This window comes from Corallincola luteus, from assembly GCF_004336975.1.
Lineage (GTDB): Bacteria > Pseudomonadota > Gammaproteobacteria > Enterobacterales > Neiellaceae > Corallincola > Corallincola holothuriorum.
On sequence record NZ_SJXE01000003.1, the window covers coordinates 302,611 to 328,289 of the forward strand.

Annotated in this window: 19 protein-coding genes and 1 tRNA gene; 8 read left to right on the forward strand and 12 right to left on the reverse strand. The window is 48.4% G+C overall.

Annotated elements, in window-relative coordinates:
* Window positions 1-40: 40 nt before the first annotated feature.
* Genes EZV61_RS09400 through EZV61_RS09410 form a run of 3 tightly spaced genes read right to left on the reverse strand, consistent with a single transcriptional unit; the run spans window position 41 to window position 2,360 of the window.
* On the reverse strand, window positions 41-595 hold the full coding sequence (locus EZV61_RS09400; protein ID WP_131415228.1) for a hypothetical protein: 555 nt from the start codon (window positions 593-595) through the stop codon (window positions 41-43).
* Complete coding sequence (locus tag EZV61_RS09405; RefSeq protein ID WP_131415230.1) at window positions 585-1,592, reverse strand: NAD-dependent epimerase/dehydratase family protein; 1,008 nt, start codon at window positions 1,590-1,592, stop codon at window positions 585-587. Before EZV61_RS09405 ends, EZV61_RS09400 begins: the two co-directional genes overlap by 11 nt.
* Window positions 1,593-1,607: 15 nt before the next feature.
* Window positions 1,608-2,360 (reverse strand): AfsA-related hotdog domain-containing protein, encoded by a 753-nt coding sequence (locus EZV61_RS09410; RefSeq protein WP_131415232.1) that lies wholly within the window; start codon window positions 2,358-2,360, stop codon window positions 1,608-1,610.
* A gap of 449 nt (window positions 2,361-2,809) precedes the next feature.
* On the opposite strand from EZV61_RS09410, the gene EZV61_RS09415 reads away from it, so the two are divergent.
* The 4 genes from EZV61_RS09415 (at window position 2,810) to EZV61_RS09430 (ending at window position 7,957) form a co-directional block, all read left to right on the forward strand.
* Window positions 2,810-3,556 carry a TetR/AcrR family transcriptional regulator gene (locus tag EZV61_RS09415; protein WP_131415234.1) on the forward strand — a complete coding sequence of 249 codons (747 nt, stop codon included), beginning with the start codon at window positions 2,810-2,812 and terminating at the stop codon, window positions 3,554-3,556.
* A 116-nt stretch (window positions 3,557-3,672) separates the two neighbouring features.
* Window positions 3,673-5,994, forward strand: a complete 2,322-nt coding sequence (locus EZV61_RS09420) for an efflux RND transporter permease subunit (protein WP_131415236.1) — start codon at window positions 3,673-3,675, stop codon at window positions 5,992-5,994.
* Entirely contained in the window at window positions 5,979-6,779 is an 801-nt protein-coding gene (locus EZV61_RS09425; protein ID WP_131415238.1) for an outer membrane lipoprotein-sorting protein, read from the forward strand. The genes EZV61_RS09420 and EZV61_RS09425 overlap by 16 nt, the downstream gene beginning before the upstream one ends.
* A complete protein-coding gene (locus EZV61_RS09430; protein ID WP_240695177.1) occupies window positions 6,779-7,957 on the forward strand; it encodes a hypothetical protein in 1,179 nt (392 codons plus the stop codon). Before EZV61_RS09425 ends, EZV61_RS09430 begins: the two co-directional genes overlap by 1 nt.
* 425 nt (window positions 7,958-8,382) lie before the next feature.
* Here the strand turns inward: EZV61_RS09430 and EZV61_RS09435 are convergent.
* Window positions 8,383-8,458: transfer RNA gene (locus EZV61_RS09435), tRNA-Phe, on the reverse strand.
* 229 nt (window positions 8,459-8,687) lie between these two features.
* A complete protein-coding gene (locus EZV61_RS09440) occupies window positions 8,688-9,101 on the reverse strand; it encodes a hypothetical protein (RefSeq protein WP_131415240.1) in 414 nt (137 codons plus the stop codon).
* 290 nt (window positions 9,102-9,391) lie between these two features.
* Between EZV61_RS09440 and EZV61_RS09445 the strand changes: the two genes are divergently transcribed.
* Together EZV61_RS09445 and EZV61_RS09450 are read left to right on the forward strand one after the other, a co-directional pair.
* The gene (locus EZV61_RS09445; protein ID WP_131415242.1) at window positions 9,392-12,385 is read left to right on the forward strand and encodes a hybrid sensor histidine kinase/response regulator; all 2,994 of its coding nucleotides are present in this window, start codon (window positions 9,392-9,394) and stop codon (window positions 12,383-12,385) included.
* Window positions 12,378-13,685: an HDOD domain-containing protein gene (locus tag EZV61_RS09450; RefSeq protein WP_130567000.1), complete on the forward strand. Its 1,308-nt coding sequence runs from the start codon at window positions 12,378-12,380 to the stop codon at window positions 13,683-13,685. Before EZV61_RS09445 ends, EZV61_RS09450 begins: the two co-directional genes overlap by 8 nt.
* Window positions 13,686-13,761: 76 nt before the next feature.
* Here EZV61_RS09450 and EZV61_RS09455 read toward each other — a convergent pair whose 3' ends face one another.
* On the reverse strand, window positions 13,762-14,040 hold the full coding sequence (locus tag EZV61_RS09455) for an oxidative damage protection protein (RefSeq protein ID WP_114338319.1): 279 nt from the start codon (window positions 14,038-14,040) through the stop codon (window positions 13,762-13,764).
* Entirely contained in the window at window positions 14,040-15,119 is a 1,080-nt protein-coding gene (gene mutY, locus EZV61_RS09460) for an A/G-specific adenine glycosylase (protein ID WP_130566999.1), read from the reverse strand. The genes EZV61_RS09455 and mutY overlap by 1 nt, the downstream gene beginning before the upstream one ends.
* Before the next feature lie 281 nt (window positions 15,120-15,400).
* On the opposite strand from mutY, the gene trmB reads away from it, so the two are divergent.
* Window positions 15,401-16,135, forward strand: coding sequence for a tRNA (guanosine(46)-N7)-methyltransferase TrmB (gene trmB / locus EZV61_RS09465; protein WP_131415244.1), 735 nt, complete (start codon window positions 15,401-15,403; stop codon window positions 16,133-16,135).
* Window positions 16,136-16,139: 4 nt separating this feature from the next.
* On the opposite strand, the gene EZV61_RS09470 is transcribed toward trmB, so the two are convergent.
* Window positions 16,140-18,032 (reverse strand): GGDEF domain-containing protein, encoded by a 1,893-nt coding sequence (locus tag EZV61_RS09470; RefSeq protein ID WP_131415246.1) that lies wholly within the window; start codon window positions 18,030-18,032, stop codon window positions 16,140-16,142.
* Between the two features lie 193 nt (window positions 18,033-18,225).
* Between EZV61_RS09470 and EZV61_RS09475 the strand changes: the two genes are divergently transcribed.
* Window positions 18,226-19,191 (forward strand): FAD:protein FMN transferase, encoded by a 966-nt coding sequence (locus EZV61_RS09475; protein ID WP_131415248.1) that lies wholly within the window; start codon window positions 18,226-18,228, stop codon window positions 19,189-19,191.
* A gap of 70 nt (window positions 19,192-19,261) precedes the next feature.
* Here the strand turns inward: EZV61_RS09475 and EZV61_RS09480 are convergent, their stop codons facing one another.
* The 4 genes from EZV61_RS09480 to EZV61_RS09495 form a co-directional block, all read right to left on the reverse strand.
* Complete coding sequence (locus EZV61_RS09480) at window positions 19,262-19,948, reverse strand: helix-turn-helix domain-containing protein (protein ID WP_131415250.1); 687 nt, start codon at window positions 19,946-19,948, stop codon at window positions 19,262-19,264.
* 302 nt (window positions 19,949-20,250) lie between these two features.
* Window positions 20,251-21,849: a general secretion pathway protein GspF gene (locus tag EZV61_RS09485; protein WP_165569565.1), complete on the reverse strand. Its 1,599-nt coding sequence runs from the start codon at window positions 21,847-21,849 to the stop codon at window positions 20,251-20,253.
* Between the two features lie 15 nt (window positions 21,850-21,864).
* Window positions 21,865-24,333 carry a LamG domain-containing protein gene (locus EZV61_RS09490; RefSeq protein ID WP_114338325.1) on the reverse strand — a complete coding sequence of 823 codons (2,469 nt, stop codon included), beginning with the start codon at window positions 24,331-24,333 and terminating at the stop codon, window positions 21,865-21,867.
* 11 nt (window positions 24,334-24,344) lie between these two features.
* A complete protein-coding gene (locus EZV61_RS09495; RefSeq protein ID WP_114338326.1) occupies window positions 24,345-25,547 on the reverse strand; it encodes a hypothetical protein in 1,203 nt (400 codons plus the stop codon).
* Between the last annotated feature and the right edge of the window lie 132 nt (window positions 25,548-25,679).

Below are 25,679 nucleotides of genomic sequence, written 5' to 3' on the forward strand. Positions count from 1 at the left end.
TCTCCATTGGCGACCGAGGAGGCCGCCACAGCAAAGTAGTTTAGTGCAGTGTTTGTGAAACCATAGTGCCGCCGTCCATAGGAAATACCGGGCCAAAGAACGGTTCTCTGGCAAGACGGACAACGTACAGCATGACAAAGGTGTTCGGAGCGACCCAACGGCAGATGCCTTTACGGTAAGGTTCGCTGTCATCCAGGAAGCCACCAATCACTCTGACTGTGCCGCCGAACAAGGCTGATTTTTCGTGGAACAGCTGTGCTGCAAGATCAAACTCCTCCTTGGTGGTCGTGGAGGGTATAACATCAATTTCAGTGTGCCATAAAATAACTTCTTGGTAAGCAGAGGCTATTTGAGGATTGTTCTTCCGGTACTTTTCGAACATCTTGACAACAAACTGAGTTGAAAAGTCGCGTTCTAGCCAAAGTAGATCAAGATCTTCAATATCGTATTTGTCAAAACTTGTTTTTTCGAAGAGATGATACATAACTTCTTTTTTACTCAAGCCCTCCAGCTCGTCGTAAAGCTCGCCGGCAGATGTAAGAGTTGGAATTAGTAAAAGAGCCAGTAGTGCTGACCAAATAAGCTTAATTTTCATGAAGAACTCCTTGAAGGTTGATTATGCAATGCTCATCTCGTAAGCATGTTAATGGCGGTTTAGGAGAGAATTCGAGATCACTGATTGAGTGTGAAATATCGAAGTTCTCTTTGCTTTGGTAATAAAATCGAACTTGGCTTTTAAGTAATGAAGGTTCTTTCCCTAGTAGCTTGCCGACTAATTCGGCGATCGTAGCGACCGCCAATAGGATTGTTTTTCCAACTTTGATCGGTGGTTTTAGCTTTGGGTTGTAGTGGCGATAAAACAGGCAGATATCCTTGACGCTTATCCCTTTGCTGTTTGCCAGAATATAACGTTGGCCTGAGCGCCCTTGCTCTATGGCATTAACCATGGCATTACAAACATCGCGCACATCGATTAGATTCATTTCAAAGTCTAAATCGAAAGGCACTTCGCCATTTCTGATGGCACCTAAAAATCTAGATGTTGGCGTTTCGTAGGCGAAAGAGCCGCCAATCATTGCTGCAGGCAACACGGATACCATTTCTAGATCAAATTCATTGGCCCTTTTCCAGGCCAAACGTTCTGACTGTAACTTGGACTCAAAATATGGATTGCCGTAGGTATTTTCTATCCATTCATCAGGTCTGACGATGCCGCTAGCATTGCGTTTTAACGCGCCGACAGAGCTTACATAAATTACCTTTTTAACACCCATCTCTTTTGCCGCTTGCAGCACATTTGAGCTGATCAGGTTATTCGTCGCGATGATCTCCACCTCTGGTTTTTTGCTCCAATGACTGAAGTTAGCGGCGGCTTGAAAAACAATATCTATGTCGTGCATTACTTCCGATGTGGACACGAAGTTGGTTAAGTCCGCTACGACGATCTCCGCCGTAGTCTCGTCTAAACCTAACATCACAGCTTTCTCTTTATCTCTAACGACTGCTCGGACTCGGAATCCTCTGGTTAGCAACTCGCTAACCAGGTTTAATCCTAAGTGACCTGTTGCCCCCGTCACCAAAACTGTTTTCATGATTTTCCTCGTTTATTACGCACATTGCTCTTCTTGCTTAAGCAGTGCTTCCGCATCGTTTTTTAGGCGCCGACAGATTTTGTTTGTAGTGATTTGTGCGAATCGCTCTTCGCGTAATGCGAAGGATTCTTTGTCGACAGAACTGAAGCTGCCGCTAGTAGTGACCACTTTTTTACCATTCTGATGGAAGGATAGATTGACCCTAAAGGCGCGTTCGCCGTCTTCACTACGTTCTTGAATCAGCTCGAGGGTAACCGTCGTGTCTATTGGGAAAGCAAAGTTTAAATAGTCTGCTTTGATGTCATGCATGACGTAATACTTGTTTTCGCCATGAAAAAGTAGGTCTACCGCAGAGGTTGCCATCTGTCGTGTCGCCTCTAAAAACAACATACCTGGAAGGTGGAAACCAGTGGCATGATCCAATATCAACTCGTTGCAGTCCTGAACCATCATTTTTGACTCAAACACAAAGTCGTCTATCTGTTCAGGTGTGGTGACCAAAATGTTGTCGATATTGTGCTTGTGTGTTTGTGATTGGCTAGCCAAGTCGTATTGAGAAAGGTGTTGCAGCTCTATGGGAAGCTCTCTCGATATATCATCGACTTGATTTTTGTTGAGACCTAATCCTGGGATGAAAATACAGGAATCTAATAGCGAACGGTTTACTCCTCTCAGTTGCTTCCAATCACTGTACAAAATACAGGATGGGATTCTGTGGAAATTGGTAAATTTGTCACCTACGACGAGCCTTACATTTCTAACGTCCATATCTACATCTCTACTGGTTGCTAATTATCAGTTTTAACGTCATCTAGTTGAAACAGAATAAAAGCTCGTCTTAACCACGTTTACTCAAAGTTGAGCTCTTAAGTGTCCCACGGTAACTTAAGTTCCAAGATGTTATCAAGTGTTTAAAATCTGTAACTTCATGACGGAGGTGCTTATCCTCCCCTAGTGTTAGATACTTTTCTTATGTAATGAATACTGATGCTGGTGAAAATTAACCTTATTAAACAATGCTTTGGTCTCTGCTTGTTATCGTCGCCTTACATCGAGTACAGACCCGCGATGTCTTGAAAAATATTTTTTATTTCAACTGAATCAGGTTTATGTGCGAGAGACTTGTTACTGAATGGTTGTTTTTTTTAGTTTTAGCGTGTCTAATGTGACGATTGGTCACTTTTGCCGTTTCAGTGTTTTTTAAGGTTTATTTAGTTATGGGTGTCAGCGTTCGTAAAGGGCATGAAATGTCGCAGCGGGAAGAGTTGTTACTTGATGTGGCTCTTTCTGTTGTGGAAGAAAGTGGGTTCAGTAAGTTGACGATGGATAAGCTGGTTAAGCAGTCAGGATTTTCTAAAGGCACCATATACAACCACTTCGCTAGTAAAGAAGACCTTTTTAGTGCGCTCTCACTACGCAGTATTCGTATTCAACTGGGCTTGTATAGCCGGATTTTCGCCATGGCAGGAGGCAGTCGGGAAAAGCTAGTGGTAATGGCGATGGCTTACCGTTTGTTTAGTCAGTTATATCCTACGCTTTATCAGGTTGTGCTGAGTTCTAAAATGCGCTCTGTAGCTGAAAAAGTGTCCGCTGAACGTGCCTGCGTGATGAGCGAAAGTGAAAATAAATTGGTCGCTGTTATCACTCAGTTAGTTAAGCAAGGGGGAGCGAATAAGGAGCTAACCTTTGACCGTAACCTGCAACCCGACGAAGTGACATTTGCAGTGTGGTCTATGGCCTTTGGAACGAATGTGTTGATGGAAACCGTCGGCCAAGTAAGCAACGTTACTTGTTTAGATGTCTCCGAAGGTGATAGAGCTATGTTTTTGAATATCAACTTAATTTGTGATGGTCTAGGGTGGTTGCCTCTGTCAAGAGACAAGGACTATTGGGCGATCTGGCAACAGAATTCTCAACTGCTTTTTCAGTCTGAGCTGGATCAATTGAACGGGCAACAACTATGAATCCTATCTAATACCCCCGCTTAACATTGAAAGAATGTTGAAACACGACGCAGTACTAGTATTTTCTGAACTCACCGAAGGGAGTAGAAGCGCATGACTAACAAGAGAGAATGGAAATGAGCACGGACGTATTTAGACGAATTATTAGCCACGCGTGGCTGTCGTTAGGTGTTCTATTGGTCGTCGTTATATTGTTGACCTTAGGGGGGAAGGCGCTCCGATTTGTCGGTGATTATCATATTTTTTTCAGTGAACAGAACCCTCAATTACAAGCATTTGAAGAGATGCAGAAGGTGTTCAACAAAACCGATTCAGTTTCTATTGTTGTAGCACCTGAAAGTGGTGATGTATTTAGCACAAAAACTTTGCTGCTTATTCAACAGTTAACCAATGAGGCATGGCAGATCCCAAACTCGACACGTGTTGATTCCATTACCAACTTTCAACACATTGAAGCCTTGGAAGATGACTTGTTGGTTGAGGACTTGTTGCTCGAAACGGGCCTTGCTTCCTATGAAAAGCGAGATCGAATTCGCCACATTGCACTTGATGAGCCGCAGCTAGTTGGGCGCATAGTTAGCCCGAATGGTGATGTGTCAGCGATTTCTGTGACAATTTCTATTGCTGATGATCAGATCCAAACTGAAGTACCAGAAACCGCAACATTTGTTCGCGAACTAGTTCGCAAATATGAGCGTCTTTACCCTGATCACAAGATAATGCTGTCCGGTGTTGTGATGATGAATAATAGTTTCATCGAACAAAGCCAACAGGATATGGCGACGTTGGTGCCTCTAATGTTCTTGGTCATACTTGTATTATTGACTGTATTGCTGCGTTCTCTTAGTGCGATGATCGCTACACTGGTGGTGATTATTGCCACTATCTCCAGTACGTTAGGCATAGCGGGTTGGTTAGGCTTCACCATGAACACTGTGACGGTAAATGTTCCAACCATGGTGATGACATTAGCGGTGGCTGACTGTGTTCATGTGATCACAACCATGATTTATGAAATGCGCCATGGACGGGCTAAAGAGGATGCGCTGCTTTTTAGCTTATCGTTGAATAATCGGGCCGTGTTTCTCACCAGTGCAACGACCGCAATTGGTTTTCTCACGCTTAATTTTTCTGATTCGCCTCCGTTTCAAGACCTGGGCAGTTTAGTTGCCATTGGTGTAATGCTTGCCTATTTTTTTGCGCTGACACTGCTGCCAGCATTGTTAAAAATTATGCCGTTTAACGTGAAGCCTGTGCAGGATAATCATTACTCTGGATTTGAGAGGCTAGCTGATTTTGTTCTCGGACAGCGTCGCTGGTTAACGCCTCTTTCTGTGATTTTTATCTTGGCGATGATCGCACTTATTCCACGCAATCAACTTAATGATGTTTCGACCGAATACTTCAGTGAAGCAGTTGAATTCAGGCTGGACACCGATTTTATGGAAGCCCACCTTGGCGGTGTTAATTCGATCTCGTTTACGATCAACAGCGGACGCAGCAGTGGCATTAATGACCCTGTATTTATTCAAAAATTGGCGGAGTTCACTGATTGGCTAAGATTACAGCCAGAGGTTGATAATGTTGTCAGCTTAGTTGATACCATGCGTAAGCTTAACCGCAGCATGCATGGTGATGACCCTTCCTATTACGACATTCCGGCTCAGCAAGAGCTGATCGCGCAGTACCTGTTAGTCTATGAAATGAGTTTGCCGTTTGGCTTGGATCTTAACAACCAACTGGATATAGATAAATCATCAACTCGGATCACCATCGCGATGCAAAGTATGGGGAGTAAAGCCCTTATAGAGATGGAAAACAGAGCCTCAGCATGGTGGCTGAATAGCGGCACAAATTATGAGGTGACCGCAGCTTCACCAGACTTGATGTTTGCTCATATTGGCGAGCGAAATATGCCGCAGGCATTAATCGGAGCTTTTTGGGCGTTGGTTTTAATATCTGTGTTGATCGGGTTATCGCTGCGGTCATTTCGTTTGGCATTCGTTAGCCTAGTACCTAATTTGGCACCAGCGGCTATCGGCTTTGGGATATGGGCCATCATTGATGGCAATATTAACCTAGCGCTTTCTATCGTGATTAGTGTGACGCTGGGGATTGTGGTTGATGATTCTGTGCACTTCATGAGTAAGTACCAGCATGCCAGGCTGCAGGGAAAAAGCACTGAAAAAGCGGTGCGTTATGCATATGCGAGCGTTGGTAAGGCGCTGTTGATAACCACGATTATTTTGGTGATGGGATTCTCTATCCTGACGCAATCCACTTTTACGCTTAACTCCGATATGGGGTTATTGACCTCCATCATTATCGGTGTCGCCTTAGTCGTTGATTTCATATTGCTCCCATTGATGCTAGTCGGCTTCAAGCAAGCGAAATTAACTGAAACTGAAGAGGGAACTTTGCCATGCCGCTCAAACTAATACGTCTATTTTTGCTATCTAGCGTCGCCGTGATGCAACTCTTTGTTGTGCAAGCGGGAGCTGAAACCCCGGAGCAGCAGGGGACTCGGCTGGCAAAGGAGCGCAAGGCATTTGACCTAGGATGGATCGACACCGATGCCGATGTGGAGATGCGCTTAACCAATGCTCAAGGGCAGAGTAGTTCGCGTAAGCTAAGAATTAAAGCGCTTGAAGTGACGGGTGACGGTGATAAATCATTGATGGTATTTGATTTTCCTAATGATATTAAGGGCACTGCCTTCTTAAGTTTTTCACACCCTATTGAAGCGGATGACCAGTGGATATACCTGCCTGCGCTTAAACGTGTGAAGCGGATCGCTTCGAAGAATAAGTCAGGCCCCTTTGTTGGTAGTGAGTTTGCTTTTGAAGACTTGAGTTCATTTGAAGTTGAAAAATATAGCTATCGGTATTTAGGTGAGGAGCTCATTGATGGTGTCGCCCATTACAAAACTGAATATATTCCGAAAGATAAGTTTTCCGGCTATACCCGTCAGCTGGTGTGGATGGACAAAGAGGCATATAGGGTCAGTAAAATTGATTTCTATGATCGCAAAAACGTCCTGCTGAAAACACTATTGCTAAAAGATTACCGTCTCTATGAAGCAAAACATTGGCGCCCTTTGCGAATGTCTATGGTCAACCATCAGACCGGTAAAGGAACGGAGATGCTGATGAGTGACTATCAATTTAAAACCGGTATTTCAGAGGAGCAGTTTTCAAAAAGTAAGCTGAAACGAGCGCGCTAATGAACCTGGTGTGGTTGGTGTGCGGGATGGGTTTGTTGCTCCCATCGGTGGCATGGGCGACTGAGGTGCGTGGCAGTATTGCGGTGCAATATCGGCAGTTTGTCCATGATGGCGCTTTTAAGGGCCAAGATGAAACAGAGCAAGTATCTATTAGTGCCGAACCCGAGCTCTATTGGGAGTGGGGAGATCAAAGTATTACTGCAACGCCCTTTGTTCGATTGGATAGTATGGACGACGAGCGTAGTCATTCTGATTTGAGAGAGTTGAAATGGCTTTACCTAGCGGATGACTATGAGTTGGAAGTGGGTATTGCAAAAGTGTTTTGGGGGGTCGCTGAATCGCAGCATTTGGTCGATGTGATCAATCAGACTGATATGGTTGAACACCCCAATGGCGAAGCGAAGTTGGGTCAGCCGATGGTTCATCTTAGTTGGCTAGGTGAGGAGGATAGTGTTGAGCTTTTCCTGCTACCATATTTTCGTGAACGCACATCTAGTGGGTCAGATGGACGCTTTCGACCGCCGCTAGTGGTTGATGAGGATAACTCTGATTATCAGAGCAGCGACTCTAAGCATCACCTTGATTTAGCTTTGCGCTGGTCACAAACTTGGGGTGATTGGGATGTGGGGTTGGCTTACTTTACCGGGACTAATCGAGATCCTTTGCTAAACATATCTGATGATGGCACCAAACTAACTCCTTATTACGAGCAGATGGACCGTGTTAGCGTTGACATACAGGCAACCAAAGGCGAGTGGTTGTGGAAGCTGGAAAGTATCTATCATAAATCTAAAGAGCAGGAATTCCCCGCTGCGGTGGGTGGTTTTGAATATACCTTGGTTGGAGCCTTCGACAGCATGCTCGATGTGGGGTTGCTGGCGGAGTATAACTGGCATGATCAAGACAGGGATATGTCGATAAATCTGTATCAAAATGATCTGTTTGTTGGCACGCGGATCACATTGAATGATATGCAGGGGAGTGAAATTCTCGCTGGTGTTACGGTTGATTTAGAAGATAGTGAGCAAATATACCTGGTCGAAGCCAGTCGCCGGTTGGGCGACAGTTGGCGTTTAGCTATGGATATTTGGATATACAATAGTAGTGAAGTTGATACGCCCGTTTCGTTTGTTCAGAAAGATGATTTTGCGCAGTTAGAGGTCGCGTACTACTTCTAGCTGTGAGTGGCTCAGCGATGGTCTTGATAACGGGAAGCTGACGGCGACGTTTGTTGTGTTGTAGCTGTCTATCAGAGTGAAAGCGGATTCTATTTGATATCTGCTTTGCTTGCATCGCAAGCAGGTGAAGTGGAACGCCGTGAAGCTATGCTTCGCGGCCGGACGGCACGCGAACTTCAGTTCGATTCCGGTGTGGCCTTGCAGGCAATAAAAAAGCCTTATCCGAAGATAAGGCTTTTTTATAAAATTTGGTGCCCAGACCTGGGTGACACAAGCCGCTTTGCTTGCCTCGCAAGCAGGTGAAGTGGAACGCCGTGAAGCTATGCTTCGCGGCTGGACGGCACGCGAACTTTAGTTCGATTCCGGTGTGGCCTTGCAAGCAATAAAAAAGCCTTATCCGAAGATAAGGCTTTTTTATAAAAATTTGGTGCCCAGACCCGGAATCGAACCAGGGACACGGGGATTTTCAATCCCCTGCTCTACCGACTGAGCTATCTGGGCGTAGTTTTCTAAATCTTGCTCATTTTATCTCACCCCTCCATGGAGCACTTTCCGGCTCGGCGTCCTGCCTCGCGTTCGACAGCTGCAAAGCGTTGCTTTGGTCTGTCTCACCCAACTGAGCTATCTGGGCGTGTCTTGCAACTCACTATTTCGTGAGGAGGGCTATTAAACGGATTTACGCCGAGCAAGTCAACAGTGATAAGAAAATGTTGCGCTGTTTGCTGGTTATTTATCCGGTTAGGTCGCATTGGTTGTCATTATTTAACCAGTTCAGTGCTTCCTGAGGAGTGCTGAAATAACCTCGTTTGACTTCTGGATGCGCCTGCCAAAGATGTTCGAGCACCGTTTTTCTGATGTGAACATTGGCAATAACATAAGCGACCCGCCGCAATCCGATCTGTTTCATGCGTGCGTGGAGATGGCGTACAGCATCTTCGCTGTCCGGTGTGGACAAAGCCCAATGACCGGCGTCAACATAAGCTTTATCAGGAATATATCGCTGGTCGGCAAGCTGCAGGGCAATCGACTTGTGCATCAATTGAATACCTTGGGCGTTGAAGCTGCCGCTGATGGTAAGCATCATTAAATTGTTTTCGACCGCAAACTTCCATTGTCCATGTGCCGCAAGTGATTCTTGATTCATTGCCCTGTTCCAGACTGGTAATTCATTAATCGCCTCGTTCGGTTACTTATCTTGAGTTCACTATCGCTGTACTTTGATAATGCCGCCACTATAAAGCAATTCATTTGGTTTCTTGCATTCTGCGTCGCCAAACTGGTTATTGTTTCAGCTATCGCACCGACCAATTTACAACTATATGGCACGGATCAACTTTAGCATTCGCTAAACCCTGTGAACTGTTGTCAGAAAAATATACACTTGCTTTCTTAGGGACGAGAATACCGATTTCCCCCAACAGCATGGAATAGCTTATGAGCCAACCTGTCACCTCTTTGCAATCACTCGTTAAGCTTTTCTCCCGTGGCAAGCTGTTCCTGCTATTTTCGTTATTGGCGTTGGTACTGGCCGGTGCAGCTAGTGTGTTGATTAAGCGAGACACCATACTGCCAGGATTTGCTGAACTTGAGGAAGCCGAAGTCAGAGGGCGTATTGCCGTATTTGACGCCTTGCTTGATGAGTCTAGGCAGCATTTAGCACGTTTAGCCTTGGTGTCGGGTGAACATTTGCGTAATGGTGTTTATGAGCAGCTAGATCGTGATGGTAGAACAGATGCTACCTTACGGACGAACCTCAATCAGTGGGCGGTGTTGCTACAGGTTGATTTTGTCCTACTCATGGATCCCAAAGGGCAACCTTTGTTTATCTATGCCTTTGACCAGGCAAAACAGCAACCGCTGCGAAGTGAGCACCTGCTGCAATTAGTGCAAACACTTCCCCTCGCTGCACGCCCTGTTGAGCGAAAACAGGTGACTAGTGGTGCGGTGATGACAGACCATGGCGCTATGCAGTTGGCGATGGCCCCCGTGGAATCAAACAGCCAAAGTGATGGTCCTGGGATGTTGGTTGTCGGCACCCTGATGGAGAGTCGGGTCGCACAGAAGTTATCAAATATTACCCGTACTGAGTCCGCCGTAACCTTCCTCAGTCCGCAGCAAGTCGCTGCAGACACTCTCACGCGACTGCAAGAGCACGGTCAGTTGCTGCGGGAGAAAAGTGCAAATGAGATTGAGATCAACCAGTTGTTAGTTGGTGATACCGGTTTTGCTCCACTCATTCTGCGCGTTGCAGTAGATCGCGATTTGATGCGACGGGGTGAGCAGGAAGCCAAATTGGTGATGAGCCTGATATTGCTGGCTTCTTGCCTGTTGGTGATCGCTGTTATTGTTATTCTTGGTTTTTATGTGGTCTTTTTGCGTCGTTCTCAGCAACGAATTAAGGCGGTGGTGAGCCGCCGAACCGAGCAGTTGAAAGAGGCTCGTGACAAGTCTGAAAGAGCCTTGCAGGAAGCGGAGAAAGCGAGTGAGGCCAAAAGCGCATTTTTAGCCAATATGAGCCACGAGGTACGAACACCAATTAATGGCATTATCGGTATGGCGGAACTTGCTGCTGAATTTCCCCTGTCAGCGGATCAACGCAGCGTGGTTGACACCATTATGAAAGAGGCGGAAGCCCTGCGTATGTTGATCAATAACGTCTTGGATCTGAGTAAATTTGAAGCGGGTTGTTTGGAGTTGGCTAAGGTCGACTTTGGCTTGGTTAACTGTATCGAAGAGCTATTTTCCGCGGTGGCTTTGCGTGCCTCCAATAAACCGATCCAATTCCATTGCCAGATCGCGCCGAATGTCCCGCTGATGGCGACCGGTGATCCCATGCGACTTCGACAAGTTTTAATGAATCTGGTCGGTAATGCGGTGAAATTCACCGAAACTGGTGATATCCGTCTTGAAGTCGAAGTGTTGGAATCGTTGCCTGAGCAGTGGTACCTGAAGATTTCGGTGCGTGATACCGGCATTGGTATGACCGCTGAGCAACAGGCGAGGATCTTTGAGCCATTCCGTCAGGCAGATGTGTCTATTACCCGTGAGTACGGTGGCACGGGGTTGGGCACCTCCATCGCGCTTGAGTTGATTGATATGATGGATGGCGAGTTGGCGGTTGAGAGCGAATTGGGGCAGGGCAGTTGTTTTTGGTTCACCCTGCATCTGGGACGGGCGCAAAACCGGGCGCTCGTTGGCCAGTCTCAGGACAACCTCGAGCTGCCGACTATATTGGTCGCTGAGCCTGATGAGCAAGTGCGCTCGACACTCGGACTCTATTTGCAAAGTATGGGTTATCAAACCTTGTTGGCGGCGGACTGGTCGCAGATGGTGGCTAACTATCGCTGCCTATTTGAACGTGACGCCAGTACTGCTGTACTGCTGGTTAATGACAGTGAGATACCACCGACCACAGAGCCAGAGTTTTCTACTCGTCCCTTGCTAATACTGAGTGACATTGGTCAACAACCTAAATCGTTAAGTTCGGCGGGGTGGCGAACCTTGCTACGGGGCCAGTTGTCGTTGCCTTTACGATGGCAAGAGTTGCGGAAGGTACTGACCGCGCTAGAAAAAAATGACCGACAGGTGTTGCCGGAGCAAGTAAGCGAGCAGCAACCGAGCCAACCCTTGCGTGGTGTACAGATCCTGTTAGCTGAAGACTACCCGACGAATCAACAGGTGGCGACGGCACATCTGCAGGCCGCCGGCGCGGAGGTTGTGTTGGCCTGTAATGGTGAAGAAGCCGTTGCAGCCTATAAGCGGCAGCGTCCGGATCTGGTATTGATGGATCTGCAGATGCCGATTATGGATGGTTTTACTGCTACCGAGCAGATCCGCGCATGGGACCAACTGCAAGCCAATGATGTTGAGCATCCTGTCCCTATTATTGCCTTGAGTGCGCACTCTCTCGAAGGGGTTCGAGAGCGTTGCTTTGATATCGGTATGGATGATTTTCTGTGTAAACCGTTTCGACGACAGGGGTTGTTATCGACGGTGCAACGCTGGTTAGCGTCGACAAAAACGGTATTCGCTTCGATTAATACACTGCCGGATGAGGCTGAGTCGAATAGTGCTATCAGCGCCCCCGCGGTGATCATCGATATGTCGCAGTTGATGGAGGAGTTTCTCGGTGAACGGGAGATTGTCATTTCGACACTGGCACAGTTTGTTGAACTGTTGCCAACTCAGTTAACCGAGATGCAGCAAGCGCTATTAGATAGTGAATTTGAGCAGCTGCGTGCGGAAGCGCATAAGATTAAGGGCGGTGCGGCCAACTTAACCGCTGCCGCCTTAGCAAGCGCAGCGAAAGTATTGGAACAACGAGCTTTAGCAGGGAACAGTGACCAAATAGGTACAGCTTTAGCTGACTTAGCCGGTGAAATTAAACGGTTTTGTCGCCATGTCGAGGAGATAATGACAGGTGTCTAATTTAAAGAGTTTAGTCGTCGATGACGATTTTGTTTGCCGAAGCAAAATGTCCGCCATTCTTGGTACCTTTGGCACCGCAGTACAGGCTGAAAATGGTAATTCTGCGCTCAGTCGCTTTGTCGCCGCGTTAAAAGCTGATGTGCCGTTTGATTTTGTCACGCTGGATATCGATATGCCGGATATGCGCGGCCTTGATGTTTTGAGTGAGTTGCGTGCATTAGAGCGGCGTTACGGAATCGAAGAAAAAGCGCGAGCGCATATTGTAATGGTGACCTCATATTCTGACCGAAACGAGGTTATTAAGGCGATTAAATCCGGTTGTAATGACTATCTGTTGAAGCCATTCACCGGGCCGGCGATCAAAGAAAAACTAGCGCAATTTGGTTTGTTAGTTGAGCCAATGGCTGACGCAGATCCAGCGCAGGCGGCGGCAGCGGTTATCACGCCGCAGCAAGCGTTAAAGATCAGTATGGAGCGATTGAAAAAAGGAGAGCTGGACCTGCCCCGACAGTCGGATACCTACAATGCGTTGAAGTCATTGATGGCAAAGGGGGCGGATATATCGCAGATCGCCGAACTGCTGAAAACTGATATTGTGGTGACAGCAAAGCTGATTAAGTTAGCCAATAGCAGCTACTACCGCGGTTTACGGCCATGTAAATCATTGACTGATGCAATTAATCGCTTGGGTCTCAAGGTCACTGAGCAGCAGGTTAATGCTATCTGTATGACGCCTAGCTTTGATATGGCCTGTGAGCAGGCGAAGCAAAGTGCCAAACTGAGCTGGCAACAATCGATCAGTACTGCTTATTGTTGCGAGCAAGTGGCAAGCGCCTGTGCCATGCCATTCGCGCTGGACCCGTTCACTATTGGCCTGGTTCATAACACTGGTAAGTTGCTCATTCTGCGGTTGTTCGACGAACTTAGACAACAAAATCCGATCACAGAGAGTGAGCTGCTGGAGTTGGAAAAAAGTTTTGAAGATTATCAGGGGTTGTTTGGTGCCAGTGTTCTGAAAAGTTGGGGGTTTCCCATCGGCTACCAACAGCTTGCGAAGCAGCAACAGGGGCTCAAGTATATCGACAAAGGGTTGGCGGCGAGCCCTGAGCTGCACCTGTTGCATGTAGCACAGCGGCTTTGTATCGCCGTCGGGCAAGGGGATATGGAAAGCGGTGCAGAGAGTTTGTCGCAGCTGCCTTTTTGCCAACAGCACGGTTTGTCAGCGCAGGTACTGTTCGAGCTAATGGGCAGCTTAGTTGAATCATTGCCAGAACTGCGGCGAGTGTATTGTGAGGATTGAATGAGCAGATCCAAGAGCTAATGAAGTTGTTAGCGCTGCTTAGGGTTTTGCTAAGCAGCGCAATACTCTTTGCTGGCTATTCTGCTTTACTCGGTGGCGTGTAGCCATCGACATCAATCTCTTCGCCTTCAAACAGAAACTTCACCATGTTCTGTTCAAGCATTTGTCTGTGCTCCACATTCATCATGTTGAGTTTGTGCTCGTTGATCAACATGGTCTGTTTGGCTTGCCACTGCCCCCAAGCTTCCTTGGAGATATTGTCGAAGATCTTTTTCCCTAGTTCGCCTGGGTAGAGTTGGAAATCAAGGCCATCAGCCTCTTTCTGTAAACGAGTGCAAAATACGGTACGAGCCATCAAAGTGTCTCCTGAGAAGCCAGTTGTTTAAGTAGCTTTTGCGTGGGGGCCGCAAGACCCACCGTTGCGGGTTGCGCCAAGTTATACCAGAGCGTGGGTGTTGATTCCATGCAATGAGTGATTCCCTGAGTGTCAGTTAACGACAATAGTAGCGGCGTGATCTCTAAATGAAAGTGGCTAAAGGTGTGGCGGAACGCTGGTAAGGTTTGTCTTTGCTCTGCTGAGATACCAAACATGGCTAACTGCTCCTCTAATGTCTGTTGATCAGCGGCTTCAGGAAAACCCCATAATCCGCCCCAGAGTCCAACGGGCGGACGTTGCTGTAGAAAAACCTCATTGCCTTTTCGCAGCAGCAATAGGAATACTCGCCGGGTGGGGATCGTCTTTTTCGGTTTGGATACAGGAAAATCGCTAGGGGAACCGGTTTTCTCGGCGGCGCAAAGTGCTTTGACTGGACACTCTGCACAGTTGGGGCGACTGCGGGTGCATAAGGTGGCGCCCATATCCATCATCGCCTGATTGTATTGTGCGACACCCTGTGTCGGAGTGAGCTTGTCAGCCATTAACCAGAGCTGCTTTTCGACGGCGGCTTTCCCTGGCCATTCTGGCAGTGCGAGCAAGCGAGCTAACACGCGTTTGACATTACCATCGAGGATCGGGTGACGTTGTCCGGCGCTTAATGACAAGATTGCCCCAGCCGTTGAGCGGCCAATACCGGGTAGCGCGATTAAGGCTTCTATCTCGGTAGGGAACACCCCCTGATACTGCTCTACAATGAGCTGTGCTGACTTATGCAGGTTTCTGGCGCGGGCGTAGTAACCCAGCCCTGTCCACAGGTGCAGCACCTCATCTTGTTCGCCTGCCGCGAGTGCTTCGACGCTTGGAAAGCGCGCCATAAATTTTTCATAGTAGCCAATGACGGTGCTGACTTGAGTTTGCTGCAGCATGATCTCGGATACCCACACTCGATAAGCTGTTTTATCTTGCTGCCATGGCAGATCTTTACGCCCCTGCTGCTGATACCATTCAATAATTTGCTGATTAAACTGCTGGCATCTATCGGTATTGAAAAAAGTCATCTATCGGGCTTTGATCTATTCAATGTGGGTTGGCAGCAGTGTAACCAGATTCTTCTGCTGGGCAAGCGGTCGCTACAAACTGAGAGCAAGAAGAATGAAGCCTTATGCTTGCTTTATTTAGGGTGAGTAAAAGATCCAAACTTGCGCCGCTTTCCCTTGCTATGGATAATTCCCGCCCCTTGGCTAATGCTATATGTCATGCTTGGTTGTTTAACCTGTGTTTTTCAGTGTGAACGTAGAGCGCCAGAACTTAACTAACACCATGTATTGAGGAACAAAAGATGAGCGATGAGCCGAAGCGCGATGTGAATCAGGCAGAATATACCGAAGAGGGTAAGTATGTTCGCAAGATCCGCAGTTTTGTGCGCCGGGAAGGGCGACTGACTAAGCGTCAGAGCCAGGCTCTCGAGCTGCTTTGGCAACAGTATGGCCTTGATTACAACGCCGGCATGCAAGATCCCAAGGCGCTGTTTCCTACTGCAGATACTTATGTGTTGGAAATTGGTTTTGGTATGGGAAAAAGCCTGGTTGAGATGGCGAAGAATGCTCCTAATACTGGCTATATCGGTATTGAGGTACACCGTCCCGGCGTCGGAGCTTGTATTGCCGATGCCAACGACGAAACGATCAGTAATCTGAAAGTATATGAATATGATGCCGTAGAGGTGTTAGCTGATTGTATTCCCGACGGTAGTTTGGATCGGGTACAGCTGTTTTTCCCAGACCCTTGGCATAAGAAAAAGCACCACAAGCGCCGTATTGTTAAACCTGAGTTTATCGAGAGTATTCGTCAAAAACTGAAGGTGGGTGGCGTATTTCATATGGCTACGGATTGGGAAAATTACTCTGAACATATGCTAATTGAGATGAGTGAAGCCCCAGGTTTTAAGAATCAGTCTGAAACAGGTGATTTTGTCCCCAGACCCGAGCATCGCCCATTAACTAAGTTTGAACAGCGTGGTCATCGTCTTGGTCACGGGGTGTGGGATCTGATGTTTGAGAAGTCTGCCGAATAGCGCTTTAGTCTTCGATCGCCTTAAGCTCTATGTACGGGCTATCGGGGTCAACAACGACGCAGTTTCTGGATTCTTTGGCCTTATACAGTGCTCTGTCTGCGGCATCGTAAAGTTGCTCAAAGCTGACATTGTGGCCGCTAGCAACACCAAAGCTGGCGGTGACACGAAGGTTTTTGGTAAAGGTATGAGTGGCAAAGGCTTGGCGTATTTTTTCCGCCCGTTCTTCTGCTTTCTTTAAACTACAGCCAGGCAAGACCAGTAAAAATTCCTCCCCCCCAATCCGCGCTAGCATGTCGCTTTCCCGGCAGCTTGCCAGTGCTACTTCAGAAAACTGCTGGAGCACACGATCGCCGGTTTGGTGGCCATGGGCATCATTAATTTTTTTGAAGAAATCGATGTCAAAAATAGCAAAGGCGACTTCATGCAGGCGAAGATCCGTGAGCCAGGATTCGGTGTGGGCGATGGCTGCGCGGCGGTTAAGTAATCCGGTTAGGCCATCTGTATCGGCCAGTTCCTTTAATCGTTTCCGCTGTGTGGCCATGCGCTTAAAGAACAACAGCAGAATAAGCCCGAGGGCGATGCCTAATATATTGACTGTCCACTGCAATCTTTGTCGCTCTTCTGCGGCATCAAGTTTTCTTTGAAACTCTGCATTGCGATTGGCAAGCAGCTCATTATTACTGGTGACCCGCTCATATTCCATCTCCGCCAGCAGCGCTTCGATGCCGCCGGAGAGCACTTCCCGTATGCGTACTAGAATACTTAAATTGTATAGTTCCATCTGCTCGAAACTAGCGCTGGCATCTCCTCTCGCTGTGGCTAATAGCGCCTTTAGCTTAAGTATATTGGCGCCTTCAAAGCTGTTTCTCGATGTGCTAGGTAACTGCGTAAGGTACTTTGTAGCCTGTGCGATCATTCTTTCGGCATCAATCAGTTGGTTATTACTGATCGCTAATTCGGCTTTGAGACCAGTGAACAGATATTTTTCTCTTGTTGAGCTACTTAATGCATCACCGATAGCAATAAAAGGTTGAGCCTTTGCTGTTTGCCCAGAGGCCATATATAGATTGGCTAGTCCCAGTGCTGCCTTCAATTTCAATGCCGGTAGCTTGGCGTTGCTGGCAAAATCGTTGGCGAGAATAAACAGGCTTTCCGCTTTTTGTGGTTGTGAATCGGTTACATAGTTTTGAGCCAATACCAACAGAGTCTCGATATATTGGCTGTGGGGGCCCTTTTCTTCAAAGAAAAATCGAGCCAGCGTTAACAATTGCACCGCATGCTCTGTCATTACCACGCCGGTATAAAAGCGGGCATAGGAGAGATCCAGGTTCGCGTTCAGCCTTGGATTGTTGAGCGGCTCGGTAATGGCTTTGGCGCGACGCAAGAACTCTACAGCGATGAGTGGATTTCCCGATTCCGAGGTGAAATCTGCAGCAAAAATAAGCGCATCAATAGCCAGTGGCTTATCTTCATAGGCGATAGCGAGGTTTATAACTTCATTGACCTGTGCCATGACGGAATCGTAATCACGATGCTTGGCATTAAGGCGCAACTGCAGTAGCCAGGCGTCAGCGTATTCTGAAGTGGCTTGTTTCTGGGTTAACTCGCTTTGTGCTAAACCCAATACGTCACGGATAGGTTTCTCTAGTGAGGGGGCTCTGGCAAACATCAAGTGGGCTTTGGTGAGGTAGTATTGCCCAAGCCACTCATCTTGGAGATCCTCATCGGTGTCTAGTTGCTGGTACAGCTCTTCCAGTTCAGTCTCTGCGTCGGCCAATTCACCTTCAGCAATATGCAAACGCACTTGTTTAAAAGCATCAGTCATGTCACTCGCCATGCCATAAGTGGGCAAGAGCCAGCAGAAGGTAGCGACAAACCAGCAGATAACTAATTTCATAGGGTGCGCCTGAAGCGCTATTGTGTTTAGTGTGAATGGAATAATTTCATTGTAGTGCAGCAGCTTAGTCACGTATTGGAAGATGCGGGGAGAGTGATCAAGCTAACACTAAACAATGGCGGAGAACTTTGTACTCGTGACCTATTTCAACGTTACAATTATCACTATCGACATTTGAGGCGCTCCTGTTGTCATGAAATATCTACTGATTAGTTTTTTATTCTTTGTCCATTGCTCGGCGCAAGCTGCCTGGCACAGCCGTTATGAGTCCACTATGGGCACGCGGGTTGGCGTCGAGCTTTGGCACGACGATGAGGTACAAGCTGAGCGGATCATGGCGGAAGTGATGGCGGAGATGACACGGATTAACCAAACCATGAGCCCCTATATTGAGAGTAGTGAGCTTAGCGAGGTTAATCGTCAGGCTGCCGATAACCCCGTGGCAGTGTCACTGGAACTGTTTGCTTTGTTATCAAAGGCGCAACGTTTTTCCGTACTCAGTGAGGGAGCTTTTGATATCAGTTTTGCCTCGGTCGGTTATCAATATGATTATCGCGCCCAGCAACGCCCTGATAAAGATGCGTTGGCCGCCGGGGCGTATCGTATCGATTATCGTCAAGTTCAACTAGACCCAGAGCTGCAGACGGTGAAGTTTGGCCGCCAAGGGATGCGCATCGACTTGGGGGGGATCGCTAAAGGCCATGCGGTTGATCTTGGCATTGCCGTGTTGCAAAAGCATGGCGTTAAACATGGGCTGGTGAATGCCGGTGGTGATACCCGTTTATTAGGGGATCGTCGTGGGCGACCATGGGTTGTTGGCGTAAAGGATCCACGGGTTGAAGATAAGCAAGCGGTATTACTGCCTCTGGTTGACGAAGCTATTTCGACTTCTGGCGATTATGAGCGCTATTTTGAGGAAGATGGCGTACGTTATCACCATATCCTTAATCCGATGACTGGAGATTCGGCCAGGGAGGTGCAGAGCGTAACTGTTTTGGCACCCGATTCGACCACCGCAGATGCTTTGTCGACGACGGTGTTCGTGCTGGGTGTGGAACGAGGGTTGGCATTGGTCGAGTCTATGGCAAACGTAGAAGCGATCATTATCGATAATCAACGCAAGATGCACTACTCCTCAGATTTGGCACCACCGGAATAGCGCTGAGCCAGATATTGTAAATAACAACGGGCGCTAATTAGCGCCCGTTGTTATTTACATGCTTCTTTGGTTATGCGGCACTTTCCAATGAGTTAGCCATCACGTTTTCCGCTGGTAAACAACAGCCATGTTCAAACAGTACCAGTGTTTTTCCGTCAGTGTATATTTCGCCTTGGGCGACCAGCTCTTTGAGGATACGTCCCACTGTTTCGCGGCTGGCACCCACCATGCGTGCGATGTCCATGCGGGTATAGCGAACCTGAATTCCCTGTGGATGGGTCATGGCGTTTTCAAGGGTACTTAAGTATCTAAGCTTCTCTTCTACCCGAGCCTTGACGCCTAAGGTTGAGGCTGCCTGAACCTGCTTAATGTAGGTTTGCTGGCGGATAGCATTTTGTGCAGCAATCTTGGTTAACAGGCTGGGTTCTTTTGCTGCGATTTTTCCAACCACGCTAAACGGAATGGCGATCGCGGTAGATGGTTCACGTGCACGGGCGATGGTGGAATGACGAACTCCGCTGGTTGACTGCAGCAGATATTCGGTTTCACCAGCAAGCGTGCCTGGTGCAGCCATGTCCAAAATAGTGCCGAGTGTGCCTTCATAGGGCACACAGATCTCAAAGCTACCATCAGTGATAAGAAAAAGATGCGTTGCTAAAGTGTCAATATCGTAAAGCAGCTGACCACGACGATAAGCTATGGGGCGTCCGTGTTGCGCCAGCAGAGAAAGGCTTGGGTCGTTTTTCCAATAATTCATAGGGCTACCTGATATAAATGCGAGAGTAAACTTCAACCGCGCTAGGCAGTGAAACTATCAACGAATTGTTACAATCCTGAGAAACCAATAGGGAAATAAGCAGCTAGTGTGCCATGAATATGAACATCCTTGTTTTACGGGGAGTTAAATGTGTAAATGTTTCTTTACGAGCGTGTTTTCTATATGCTCGCGGGCAGTATACCCTTTAAAAATAGCTGTCTTAACAGTTAAGTTACATAAAAATGACTTTAGATAAAAAAACGACCCGAAGGTCGTTTTTTATACAGAAAATATGCTGACTACTAGCTACCAATCGTCCCATTCACTATTGGATTGAACGCGGTCAGGCTATCCATCAAACTGGCATTGCCTAAGCCGTTACCTGGGAAGCGACTAGAGAATAATCCCTGTTCGCCATGCAGCGCCATGTAGTTGAGTACGACGGTTTCTACCAGCAGGTTGACGTTGTTAGCCGCAGGGGTTCCTGAGGTTTCAACCGACGCGTCTGGACGCATATAGCCGAGCTGTTGATGCATTGCTTGTACTTCCGGGCTTCCGCCCATCAGTATTGCGCGGCCATTGGGGTTATAGACCAGAAAGAAGCTAGAGGCGGTTGACTGGTTATCACCGGTCCACTCACCTTTGCCTCGTCCCTCTGCTGAGTCATCAACTCGGCCGTTACTGGCCACAGAGCCATCGCTGAATACATACATCATCAGCGGCATGCCGCGGCGCGCAGCATATTCAAGGCAGGCACCCATGCAGCGTCCTGCACGCAGGTCGCGAATTTCGCCGGTGGCACGGTCGCCGGTATGGTAGTCGAAGCCACCCATGGTGATGGTGCCTGCGCCAGAGAAACCGTTAACTGCCAGCTTCATTACTGAGGCGGTTTTACGGAACTCTGCTTCACTATCAAACTCATCGATAGTGAAGATACCGCCTGGGCCGACGATGTCAGGATCAAGGGCGGGGTCCAGAGTGGATGGATCGCCAAAACGATCCGCCAGATCGGCACTTTTTACATAGCCACAGTTGACCAGATCTTTGATCACTTCATCGGTGGATACTTGGGTGTTGATCTGCCCCAACTTCTTATCACTGATGCGTTGGATCGATTCCATCACCGCCACTGCATCGGCCTGATCTAACAGACCAACCAGATCGCCAACATCAACCAAACCGGTCACATCGCTTGGGCGATCGACTTTGGTTGGACGTTTACTGGAATCGATCATGGCAGCAGGAGCCATCGAATTACCGCCGGAGTCAGAGCTGCGAGATCCGATCAATGACATGAGTGAACCGTCGGCACCGGCTTGGGCAATACCGTACATCGGGTTATGTGGGTTGTTGCCTGTGTCATTTTCAGAACGGGCAGGGATCACCGCACCATTGATCGCCTCGCGCGTTCCCGCGCTGGTTTTTTCCATAATGCCGCGAAGGAACTGACTGTCGCTGTGAAAGGCCAGCCCCAGTTCGGTATTAATGAAGTCGTTGGTACCTGTATCGGGGTTGGTGACTGCCGGTGTCATATCACCAGGCAAGCCTAACTTGGAGTAACCAGCAGAGCTGAGGAAGTCATTTTGTCCGCCACGGCCACCAACCAGTACATTAGAGCCCGCGATGTTGGCGCCACCGGCCAGGTCAAAACAGATAAATGGAATTTTACCTGCGCCCTGAACTGCGATACCACAAGATTCCCGCAGTGTTGCCAAATCAGGTGATAGCGCAGCCATCGCCTGTTGTGGGTTACTGAACAAGCTGAATACGGAAGCACCAGCAACGACACCTGCGCCTTTCATTAAGCCCGCAGAGATAAAGTCACGGCGAGTCACAGGGCGACTATGGTCACCAAATAGTAATGGTGCATCGGGATGTAAAGGCATCTTACGTTTAGCCATTTTCTCATCCTCCTCTTATTGCAACAGCATCGCTGCGCTACCTAAAACGGCGGCACAACTGGCTTTGACGACGGTACGGGTGCGGCTGGCATCGCAGCTGCTGTCATTTTGACAGACCGTCAAACGGTCTATCAGATTGTTTAACTCTGCTTCTACATCTGCGGCGTCGGGTTGCGTAGTGATACCACTGCCCAGCATATTACTGAGTAGCGGGTCGATGACCAAGCTACGTCCCGCTGCATCAAATGCTGTGGCGGCGTTAGTATTGAAGTCAAAACCAGGGAAGAAGTTACTACTCAATGTCGGGTCTTCCACCAAGACGTCACAATACTGGATCGCTAATTGGGTCACTGCCATTTGATGAGATGACAGGAAGGTCTCAATATCAACCACCGATGGCAACTGCTGCTGTACCGTTAGATAGGTGTTTTGAATATTTCCAGCTGTGGTTGCTACGCCAGTCATTACGCTCATACTCGCGTTGATTTCGGCAAAGTTACGCATGCCGATATCTGAGCGCTCAGGCAAATCAGACGGTGCACTTGGCGCGTTAGGAATCGGCTCGATGAAGACGTTTTCGTGATTGCCAAAACGCTCGAAGGTGAGGAAAAATTCATCACTCTCAGGGCCCTTCTCGAGACCGACCAGAGCACCTAGCGGACTTAAGGTCTGCGCTTCTGCCAGTGAGGTGCCAGCGTTTAGAGTCACTTGCATGTTGCCATACGTTTGACCAACGGCTGCTTCCTTACCATTGATCCCTAGCCTTAAGCCTTCGATCTGTAGGTTGTCGGTGAGCGCGTTGCCATCAAGATCAATCATGAACGGACTACTGAACAGGTAACTGAAGTTGTCAAACTGACTGACTTCAAACACCACGTAAGTACTTGGCGTACCATCTTCAAGGGCATTATCTTCAGGTTGATCCAGCAGCTCACCAACAGAGAACAGCAGGAAGAATTTCTCGCCTACGCCGGCATCAAAATTCTGTTCAACCTGTTCGGCGGTCAGTATCCGGTTGTAAATGGCCAACATACGTACGCTACCTGCCCACTGGCGGTCGCCGGAGACTTCATTACCCAGCACCAACGCGTAGCTGTCATCCCAGCTTGCTAGGGTACTGCCCGCTTCACTGTCGGTCAGTGGGATAAGTTCGCCGTTAACGTAGATTTGGCGGCCATTCACCGGATCAAAAGTCACTACCACATGTTGCAGGGTGGCTTGCAAGATCTCATCGGCGTCTGGCGTTGACAGTGCGGGCTCGCCGTTACTGTCGGTCGTCGAACTGCGGTTTAAGAAGTCATAGTTATACAGGGTTTGACCTAGGGTAAAGTTACGCTCTGTGGTACCGGCTGAATAGCTAACGATACGCGCTGGCCCCTCTTGCGTGACGTTCGCAGGCGCGAACCACCCCTCGATGCTGTATTCACCAGTGGCAGTGATTAATGAATGAAGCTTCTTAGATGAAGCGGTACTGGCCTGAGCTTTACCTGAATTGATCATCAAGCCCCAACCTCCAAGCCATTCAACATCGCCGGAGATGGTCATGTTGGCTGCTGGCTCGATACCACTGGTATCGTAGGCTGTGCGGCCTTCACCGGTTTTAAATTGATACAAGGCGATCACATTGTCTTCGAAGCGCCCACCCGATGAGGCAACAATGCCATCGGTTAAGCGTAGAGATTTTGATAGCACCAAAGCCGGATCGATTTCAGTGACATCAATGGCATCACTGAATGCCTGGATCGCTGCTTCCATTTCGTCAGCATTGCTGGCGCAGTTGCTCCAACAGTTGTGGAATTCGCTACTCAAGCGGACGACTAGACGGGAGCGTCCGGCACTGTCTAGATCTATTTTCGATTTAGCCGCTTCATAGGCGGTCATGGTATCGGCACTGGCAAAGAATGGAGATTGAGGGATTGCCGCCTCATCACTATGACACTGCACGCAATACTCACGCACGATGGGATAGATGGTGTTGACGTAGTTGTCTGCTTCCAGTGGGAAACTCTTACTGCTGCCGGGTTCACGTATCACCGGATCGGTAAAGACGATCTCGTTGCCGCCACCACCAATAGAATCACCTGCCCAGTTGCTGATCCACTGGGTCATGGTCGCGGCACAGGCCGTGTCGCTGTCTAACCAGCAGTTGTGACCTTGACCGACTTTAATGACCAGTCGAGAATCTGCCGGGCTATCTAGATCGACGACCGTATTGGCCTCTGTGTATGCCAAGTTAACATCATCATCACGCACAAAGCGTGGTGATTGGTCGTTAGTGTGGCAGGCGCCACAGCGGTTATCCGCTTCAAGGTTATCCCACAAATTGATCTTAAACTGTTGCACATCGGAGGTCGCTGGTGCAGGACCAGAATAGTTACCGTCGGTTGGCTGTTGATTACTAGGTGGTAAGGTTTCGGTGTCGCCACCGCCGCCACAGGCTGTCAGCAGCAGCGTCGTAGCGAATAGTACTAATAGCTGTTTCATTTGCATCTCTCCTATTCGCCCATGCAGTAAACGGCTGTTTCAGCAAAAACTTGTTTTAGCTGATAGCCACTGGCTTTAAAACTGCCGACAATTTCACTGACTTTGCCGCGATCGGCGCCATCAACAGGAGGTCGTAAACAAACGTTAGCGAACACTTTTTCTACCTGGCATTGGGCAAAGGCTTCCGAATGAGCCAACTCCTGACCCATGGTTTTGGCACCGCTGCCGCTGCCTGACAAGCTGGGGTCCCAACCTAACAGTGAGTTTGGTCCGTCGCGCCAATAGTTGTCCCATCCGTCGTCAGGGGTCACATAGCCATAAATAAAGTTATTGGCATTGAAGTGGTACTTGGCTTCGACACGGGTACCCGTGGCTGGGTCTAGCTGCCCAGCATCGTTATAGCTGATGCGGCCGTTGTTTCCTTCTGGATCGCCCTCGGCATCATACTCAAAGTCGTAGTAGGCGAATGCTTGTGCCAATGGATCCATACCGTTGTGGCAGCCGATGCAGTTATTCATAAAGACACGACTGTCACCACCTGGGCTGCGGGTCACATCCTGACGAATGCGGTCAGGAATGCGTGAGGTATCGTGTACCTGTTCAAGATCCCGGCACATGAAATTCATCAAGGTAAAGCGGAACATGGCGCGGTTAGTGCCGGCGATAAAGAAAGACTTGGCCGCCGCTCGGGTCGTCATTACCCCGGCTGTGGCATTGGCTGGTACGCCGGTGAGTGATGACTGTGTTGTTCGAACTAACCCCGTCTTCAGATTGACGTCCTGCGCTTCCATCGCTTCGTAGTGAGCATTGTTACTGGCGTTGTAAGCCGGTAATCCCAGAGACGCATCTCCGGTATAAAGAATGTCGCCCTGCAGTACCTGACGAAAATCAACGTCATCGCGCACCATACCGATCACGGTAGCGATGTAGTCGTTAAAAGGTACAAAGATGCTTTGGTCGCGATTGGTCCATGGCGCCGCAAACAGTTTCAGCGTGACATTGTAAAAATGTTCACTCTCCATTGCTGTATATGCAGCATCAATAGCGTCACCGCTGTCGATTGCAGTGGCCATCGTCGCTAATGTACTTGGCGTTGGTGGTACGCCCGCGAGTCTGTCGTGCAGACGTTTGGCCTGCTCCTGACTGCCAGCCAGTAGCTGACCAGACAAGGTCAAACCGCCCAATAAGAGGGCTGTTGTAATGTACCGGGTCATGGCATGTCTCCCCAAACGTAGTCTTCCCCGAAATATCACGGCGGATTGTTAACTAAATGTGAACATCTTTTCACCGCAGCGGTCACAATAATACGTATTTGTTGTCACTCTTTTTAGTTTTTCGTGACTTTG

Excerpts from the sequence above, each read along its gene's own strand:
- EZV61_RS09445 (WP_131415242.1), top strand. The coding sequence starts at position 9,392 with ATGAGCCAACCTGTCACCTCTTTGCAATCACTCGTTAAGCTTTTCTCC.
- EZV61_RS09470 (WP_131415246.1), bottom strand. The coding sequence starts at position 18,032 with ATGAAATTAGTTATCTGCTGGTTTGTCGCTACCTTCTGCTGGCTCTTG.
- trmB (WP_131415244.1), top strand. The coding sequence starts at position 15,401 with ATGAGCGATGAGCCGAAGCGCGATGTGAATCAGGCAGAATATACCGAA.
- EZV61_RS09425 (WP_131415238.1), top strand. The coding sequence starts at position 5,979 with ATGCCGCTCAAACTAATACGTCTATTTTTGCTATCTAGCGTCGCCGTG.
- EZV61_RS09490 (WP_114338325.1), bottom strand. The coding sequence starts at position 24,333 with ATGAAACAGCTATTAGTACTATTCGCTACGACGCTGCTGCTGACAGCC.
- EZV61_RS09475 (WP_131415248.1), top strand. The coding sequence starts at position 18,226 with ATGAAATATCTACTGATTAGTTTTTTATTCTTTGTCCATTGCTCGGCG.
- EZV61_RS09415 (WP_131415234.1), top strand. The coding sequence starts at position 2,810 with ATGGGTGTCAGCGTTCGTAAAGGGCATGAAATGTCGCAGCGGGAAGAG.
- EZV61_RS09455 (WP_114338319.1), bottom strand. The coding sequence starts at position 14,040 with ATGGCTCGTACCGTATTTTGCACTCGTTTACAGAAAGAGGCTGATGGC.
- EZV61_RS09430 (WP_240695177.1), top strand. The coding sequence starts at position 6,779 with ATGAACCTGGTGTGGTTGGTGTGCGGGATGGGTTTGTTGCTCCCATCG.
- EZV61_RS09480 (WP_131415250.1), bottom strand. The coding sequence starts at position 19,948 with ATGAATTATTGGAAAAACGACCCAAGCCTTTCTCTGCTGGCGCAACAC.
- EZV61_RS09400 (WP_131415228.1), bottom strand. The coding sequence starts at position 595 with ATGAAAATTAAGCTTATTTGGTCAGCACTACTGGCTCTTTTACTAATT.
- EZV61_RS09440 (WP_131415240.1), bottom strand. The coding sequence starts at position 9,101 with ATGAATCAAGAATCACTTGCGGCACATGGACAATGGAAGTTTGCGGTC.
- EZV61_RS09405 (WP_131415230.1), bottom strand. The coding sequence starts at position 1,592 with ATGAAAACAGTTTTGGTGACGGGGGCAACAGGTCACTTAGGATTAAAC.
- EZV61_RS09495 (WP_114338326.1), bottom strand. The coding sequence starts at position 25,547 with ATGACCCGGTACATTACAACAGCCCTCTTATTGGGCGGTTTGACCTTG.
- mutY (WP_130566999.1), bottom strand. The coding sequence starts at position 15,119 with ATGACTTTTTTCAATACCGATAGATGCCAGCAGTTTAATCAGCAAATT.
- EZV61_RS09420 (WP_131415236.1), top strand. The coding sequence starts at position 3,673 with ATGAGCACGGACGTATTTAGACGAATTATTAGCCACGCGTGGCTGTCG.
- EZV61_RS09485 (WP_165569565.1), bottom strand. The coding sequence starts at position 21,849 with ATGGCTAAACGTAAGATGCCTTTACATCCCGATGCACCATTACTATTT.
- EZV61_RS09410 (WP_131415232.1), bottom strand. The coding sequence starts at position 2,360 with ATGGACGTTAGAAATGTAAGGCTCGTCGTAGGTGACAAATTTACCAAT.